General features: G+C 64.0%; 3 protein-coding genes. 1 reads left to right on the forward strand and 2 read right to left on the reverse strand.

Annotated features, from left to right (window positions below; translation table 11 throughout):
• Nucleotides 1-3,177 (forward strand): RCC1 domain-containing protein (locus tag AC0AP0_RS07230; RefSeq protein WP_490429919.1); only part of this gene is annotated, 3,177 nt, incomplete at its 5' end.
• 514 nt (nucleotides 3,178-3,691) lie between these two features.
• On the opposite strand, the gene AC0AP0_RS07235 is transcribed toward AC0AP0_RS07230, so the two are convergent.
• Both AC0AP0_RS07235 and AC0AP0_RS07240 read right to left on the reverse strand, forming a co-directional pair.
• The gene (locus AC0AP0_RS07235; protein WP_490429921.1) at nucleotides 3,692-5,329 is read right to left on the reverse strand and encodes a glycoside hydrolase family 36 protein; all 1,638 of its coding nucleotides are present in this window, start codon (nucleotides 5,327-5,329) and stop codon (nucleotides 3,692-3,694) included.
• A gap of 45 nt (nucleotides 5,330-5,374) precedes the next feature.
• Nucleotides 5,375-6,844, reverse strand: a 1,470-nt coding sequence (locus AC0AP0_RS07240; protein ID WP_490429922.1) for an alpha-galactosidase, incomplete at its 5' end; no start/stop codon positions are given.

The raw sequence follows: 6,844 nt of genomic DNA on the forward strand, positions 1-6,844 counted from the left end.
AGCAAGCCCACACAAGCGACCGTGAAAACCGGCACCCTCGCCGCTGCCCCGCAAGAGAATCCTCAGCGTCAAGGCTTCCGGTTCGACGGGTGGACTCATGACGGCCGGCCCTTCGACTTGCAGACTCCCATCCTCCGGGACATGACCCTGAAAGCCCAGTGGTCGAAGACCACGGACTGGACGCTGAGCCCGGACCATGGGCCCGCCTCCGGCGCGCGCCTGGCCATCAGCCCGCCCGACAGGCAGGAGCCCTGCTACGTCAGCATCCAAACCGCAGGCGGCCAGACTATTGGCCTGACCGGGGACGGCCGCCTCTACGCCTGGACGCAGGAGGGCACGCCCAAGCAGGTTCCCGCCCCTGTTCAGGCTCCTGAAGGGTTCCGCTACCTGCAGGCGGCAGCCGGCAGCCACCTGCAGGCCGCCTTGGGATCCGACCAGCACATCTACACCCGGACCAGCCAGCAGTCGACGCCCACGATCCTCGACACCGGCCAGGACACCAGGTTCACCAGCATCAGCATCAACGACGACCTGCTGCTGGCCGTGGACCAGCAGGGACAAGCCCACGCCTTCCAAGCCAACCCCAACCCACTCAAGAGCCAGGATCCAAAGCTCTCAGAACAGGCCGTGACGAGCCTGCCCGGGCAAGCGCAGGCCGTCACCGCCGCCGCCTCCGGCAGCCGGATCCTCATCGTGGACGCGGACGGGCAGGCCTGGACATGGGATGCGAGCAGCATTGGAAAAGCGGAACCTTCACGCGCCGAGCAGGACCCGGGCACGCGCACCGTCCAGGCCCAAGGCCTCAACCAGGGGTTCCTCCTCCTGGACGCGGACGGGCAAACCCGGTACCTGGCCGATGGCAAGAACAGCCCCACAGCGGTCAGCCTGCCGGAAAGCATGAAAGCCGACTCGACCACAGCCAATGATAGCCAGGCCGTCATCACTGATACGGACGGCCACGTATGGGCATGGCAGCCCGGCGAAACACCCACCCGGACGGACGACGGAAGCCAGCCGTACACGCAGGCCGTCAAAGCCGGTAGCAGCATCACCGCCATCAGCAGGCAAGGCAGCCTATACCGCTGGAGCCTGGACGGGCAGGGCCGGCCCGGCAAGCCAGCCAGGCTCGACGCCACACAGGCGCCCACACTGGAATCAGCCAGCATGGACGGCCAAGCATTGACGCTCAGCAAGAACAACGACGCCTGGCAGACGGACATGCCCGCCAGCAAGCCGGGACCAACCACTATTCTCATCGCCGGCAGGCAGGACGGCCAGCCCTTCACCAAAAACCTCAACTACACCATCGACCAGACCCTGACCAGAAACGACCAACAAGACACCACCCACCAGGTCACATTCAATACAGCCAAGGGAAGCCGGGCACCCGAACCCCAACAGGTATCCTACCCGTACGGCAGGGTGAAGCGGCCCTCCCCCGACCCGGTGCGAGAAGGCTACCTGTTCGACGGATGGTTCACCGGGGAAATCGCCTACGACTTCAGCAAGCCCGTCACCAAGGACTTGACCCTCACCGCCAAATGGACGCCCAAAAACCGGAACAACACGTGGAGCATAAGCCCCAGCCAGGGCAGCCAGCTGGGCGGCAACTCCACCAGCATCACCCCGCCAAACACCAGCCGAGGCATAAGATTCAGCCAAGTCAGCACATCAACATACGACGGTAGTACCATGTACTTTTCTTTGGCGGTGGGCAGCGACGGCAACGCCTACGCCTGGGGAGACAACACGTTTGGCGAGCTCGGCGACGGAACAAACACTCACCGGTATACGCCGGTCATGGTCAGGAAGCCTGCAGACGCGCCCGCGGACTTCACCTACATGCAGGTCAGCGGCGGAAGCTATCAGTCCCTGGCCCTGGGCAGCGACGGCAACGCCTACGGCTGGGGAGACAACTCCTATGGCGAACTCGGCGACGGGACATACGAGCAAAGGACTACGCCGGTCAAGGCGAGGAAACCTGCAGACGCGCCCGCGGACTTCACCTACGTGCAAGTCAGCACCGGAAGTCGGCATTCGCTGGCCCTGGGCAGCGACGGCAACGCCTACGCCTGGGGAAGCGGCGGCAGTGGCCAGCTCGGCGACGGGAAGTACACCTCCTTTTATCAGAATACGCCGGTCAAGGTGAAGAGACCTGCAGACGCGCCCGCAGACATCACCTACGTGCAAGTCAGCACCGGAAACCTGCATTCGCTGGCCGTGGGCAGCGACGGCAACGCCTACGCCTGGGGAGACAACGGCAGTGGCCAGCTCGGCGACGGGACGGAAACTAAGAAGAATACGCCGGTCAAGGTGAAGAAACCTGCAGACGCGCCCGCAGACTTCACCTACACACAGGTCAGCGCCGGAGGCTATCATTCCCTGGCCGTGGGCAGCGACGGCAACGCCTACGCCTGGGGAGACAACGGCAGTGGCCAGCTCGGCGACGGGACGGAAACTAAGAAGAATACGCCGGTCAAGGTGAAGAAACCTGCAGACGCGCCCGCAGACTTCACCTACGTGCAAGTCAACGCCGGAGGCTACCATTCCCTGGCCGTGGGCAGCGACGGATACGTCTACGCCTGGGGAGACAACACCTCTGGTCAGCTCGGCAACGATGGCACGAGCAATCTTTCTTCCCCTGTGCGGGTGTTCGCCTCTGCGCAATCCACGAGCTCAAGCGGCCCCTGGCTGAAGGCTGTACAGGTCAGCTGCGGAGCCAATCATTCACTGGCAGCGGGCAGCGACGGAAACGTCCACGCCTGGGGAGGCAACATCGATGGTCAGCTCGGCAATGACAGCATCTCCAGATGGAGTTATAGCCCTGTTCCTGTGCCGCCGGTGTTCAGTCAGCAACCGGTGATCACCAGCGTCAGATTCGACACCAGTTCCGGCACAAACCTGATCCCTCGTTATGGCAACACTGTCACCGTATTCGCACCTGCACACGTGCCGGGCACGATCACGGTCAGCGTGGACTACACGATGGGCAACGCACCCCAGCAGCCGGACACCTCCCTCCGGTACGAGTACACGCCTGCAGGCGTGCTCCCCAAAGCCGGCGGGGAGGGCATCCTGCTGACCCTGGCCACCGGCATGACGGGCATGGGCGGGGTCCTGGCATCCCGCCGCCACCGGAGGGAAACACATAGTCTGTCATACGCTTCGCACGAGTAAGACCGGACAGGGGCGTATCAATCCCCCCGCCCCAGGCCCTGACAGGGGGAGCAGGGAGGCCAGTGTCATTTATGGCTCAATCCCCACCAAGGGAGCTGACACTCCTCCCGCGCCCCTACCACACTTCTTCAGGCAGAATCACGAGGGCAGGCGTGCAAGCCCCGTCCCGCCTGGGAGGGGAGGGAAACACGGCTGGACCAACCACAGGCAGAAACCCACAGCCAGCCCGGCCGCTGTTTACTTATCCCGTCAACCATGAGTTCCGCCGACACTGGATCAGGCTGTCATAGTCATTGCGCGATGATAAGGTTGTATCACTGTATAAAGACGCGGAAACGAAAGAGATGCACCGTCTGCTGGGGAGACAGTCGGTAGAGTTCTTGGGAGGCTCTGTAAATGGCGTTATCGAATATTCCCCACTGTACTTCGCACGAGTAAGGTCGGGTTCCCATCACTGCAATCCGGCGAATTGGCGGCTGTGCCCATCCCAACCGAGCACGGCCGTCATCTACTTCTAAATGGCGGAAAGATACCCGTCGTAGCGCTCGGGCATGTCCGAGAACTCCAGACCAGCCGGCTGATACCAGGAGTATCTGTGGGTGCCGCCATCATCAGTCCAGATCTCAGGGCAGTCATTGACCAGCCAGTCCGAGGGAATGGCATGGGCGCCGCCGGTCGATGCTAGGGCCAGCGCCTGCCTGAGCTGGTCCTCCTGGTCGGCGGTCAGGCTGCCGGGACGGGCCGAGAAGAAGAGCGGAGTGCCGGTCCGCGCCAAGAGGTCCATCCACTGACGGTTGAGCTCCCAGTCGATTGAATCGGATATGCCCACGCAGTCGGCATCGGTGGCGTAGAAGCTCCCGTTCTGGGGCAGGCGGAAGGCCAGAGTGTTGACACCGATCTGCCTGGTCCGCTCCCACTGCAGGCCGCTGGTGTCGTCGCCGGTCCGGTTAATCTGCATAAAGCCGACGCCCAGGTGGCCGACCACGTTGCACCCCTGGACCAGCATTCCAGCCTCGGTGGCCTGCTCGAAGATGGCCCGGTAGAGCTGCTTGACCACCTGGGCGCTGGTCAGGCTCCGGTCGTAGAAGTGCCAGCCGTCCGGGCTGGGCCAGGGGTTCATCTGGAAGCCCCACCTGCCCAGCAGGTCGAAGGTGCTGAAATCATGCTTGACCAGCTGGTAGCCCCACTCCCCCAGCTGGGCGATGTCCTGGCGGATGTAGTCCAGGGCCTGCGGGTTCGAGGGGTCCAGGCATCCGTTGTGCGGGAGCCTGAACTGGTCGGTAATGGCCTCATCCTCGTTGAGGAGCGGACGGTACCAGATGCCGGGCTTGATGCCCATGGCCTTGATCTGGTCGGCCAGGGCGCCCATGTCGCCGAATTTCTCGTTGCCACGCCGCCAGGGGCCGCCGTTGTAGTCCTCAAGTCGGTGGTGGGCCTGCCAGCCGTCGTCCACAACCATGGTGGGGCGGTGAGCATTGCCCTGGGTCAGGTCGGCCAGATACTCGGCATCGGCAAGAATGCGGGAGCGGCTGGAGTCCCCGTAGGCGTAGTACCAGTTGTTGCTCCCGTAAACCGGTTCGGGGGGCATAAGGCCGTTCCGGCTGATCCGAGAGCAGAAGTCACTGGCCACAGCAAAGACCGGACCGCCAGTCCGCTCCTGGAGCGGATATTGCAGGCAGATGATGGTGGCGGCTTCAAGCTGCCGCCCGTCCAGCACCAGGCCAGTGCCGCCGTTGCGCAGGTCCAGGAAGAGGGTGATGCCGGCCGTATCGACCTGCCAGAAGCAGAAAGCGTTTGCCCCGGTGGCCACCCCGTATCCCTCGGCCTGCTCCTGACCTGCCGCCAAGAAGTACCAGGGCATGAACCGGTTGGCACGCATGGTCTGAAAACCCATCCGTCCGTAGCCACGCTCCCAGGCATCGCCCAGGTAGAGGTCGTCGGAGGACATGGGCCTGGTCCAGCGCAGGGCCAGGGACCGGATGGGGGTGGAGCCGGAAGTCAGGCTGACCGTCAGCGCAGATCCGCCCTTGAGGCTGACCTTCGCATCGGGGGCTGTGCTAAAGGGCCTTCCTGCGGGCACGGTCTCCCTGTCGGCATCGGTGGTCAGCGTGATCCAGTCCGACTCTCCCAGGCTAAGGCTGGTTGGGTTCATGATTCAGTGCTCCTTCATCCCTGTGGTGTGGCTGATGGCGGCGGGTCAGACCCGGACCAGGTCGATCAGGCGGATGGTCTCGGGCTGGCAGCGGGGTATGCGGATGCCCACGCGCTCCAGATAGGTGCCGGTGACCTCGGCGGTGCCCAGCGGACCCGTCGGATCCAGGTGCTCCAGCGATGCCCTGGGCTTGGCAGGGCCGGTCCAGGCCAGCCGATATCGGGCCTTGGGGTCCAGGCCGGGTATGCGTAGATAAACACCACGATTATGCAGGGATTCGTCCAACTGGACGTGGGCCAGGATGGCCCGGCTGCGGTCGGGGGCCACCACGCCATGGGCAAGTACCGAGGGGTCGGCCAGGTCCAGGCGAACCACACGGCCGGAATGGAGGAAGCCCCGGTTGGCCTTGTACCAGGTGATCCATTCCTTGAGCCGCTCCAGATCTTTCTCGCTGGCCTGGCGGATGTCCCACTCGATGCCCATGGAACCAAAGACGGCCGTGGCGGCCCGGAAATCCAGGCTGTAGGTTCTGCCGGTCTGCTGGGATGAGGGCTGGGAGATATGGGCGCCGATGTACTCAGGGGCCACGGTCTGCTCGGTCCAGCGCTGGATCAGCTGCCTGCTCAGGGCATCGGTCATGTCGGAGTTCCAGAAGCGGCGGATCTTCTCGATCACGCCCAGGTCGATGCGGCCGCCGCCCGAGGCGCAGGACTCCCACTCCACCTTGGGGAAGCGAGCGCGGAGGGTATCCAGCAGGCGGTAGTAGGCCAGGGTCTGCTCATGGATGGCCGGCGCGCCACCATGTGCCTGGGAGCCGGCCTCAAGAAGGTCGCGGTTGTGGTCCCACTTGACGTAGTCGATTTGGCAGGACTCCAGAACCTTTGTCATGGCCTCTAGCACGTGGCTGAAGGCCTGGGGATTGGTCAGGTCCAGGACCAGCTGGTTGCGCTGCAGCTCCGGGTTTCTGGAGGATGCCCTCATGACCCACTCAGGATTGTCGCGGAAGGCGTCCGAATTCGGGTTGATCATCTCCGGCTCGAACCAGAGGCCGAACTGCATCCCCAATTTATGGACATAATTAGCTAAAGGCTTCAGGCCCTGTGGCCAAACCGCAGGGTCCACCCACCAGTCGCCCAGTCCTGCCGTGTCGTCCCGGCGCAGGTGGAACCAGCCGTCGTCCAGAACAAGGCGTTCCACCCCGATGCGTGCGGCCCGGTCGGCCAGGTCGCGCAGGGTATTGAAGTCGTGGTTGAAGGTGATGGCCTCCCAGACGTTCAGGATGACCGGCTGCTGGCGCGGATGCTCGGGCAGGGTGCGCTCCCAGGCGTGCAGGCTGTTCATGATCGGATCCATGCCATGGTCGGAGGCCGTGGCCACGATCCAGGGGGTGCTGTACTCCTGGCCCTGGCTCAAAACCACCTCCCCGGGCAGAAGGAGTTCGCCAGCGCTGACACCGGCCGGGGTGGCGCTGTTCCGGTCCACCCGGAGCACGGTGTTCCCGCTCCAGGCCGGCTG

It is taken from the genome of Bifidobacterium sp. POST2/T3 (B1) (assembly GCF_058197115.1).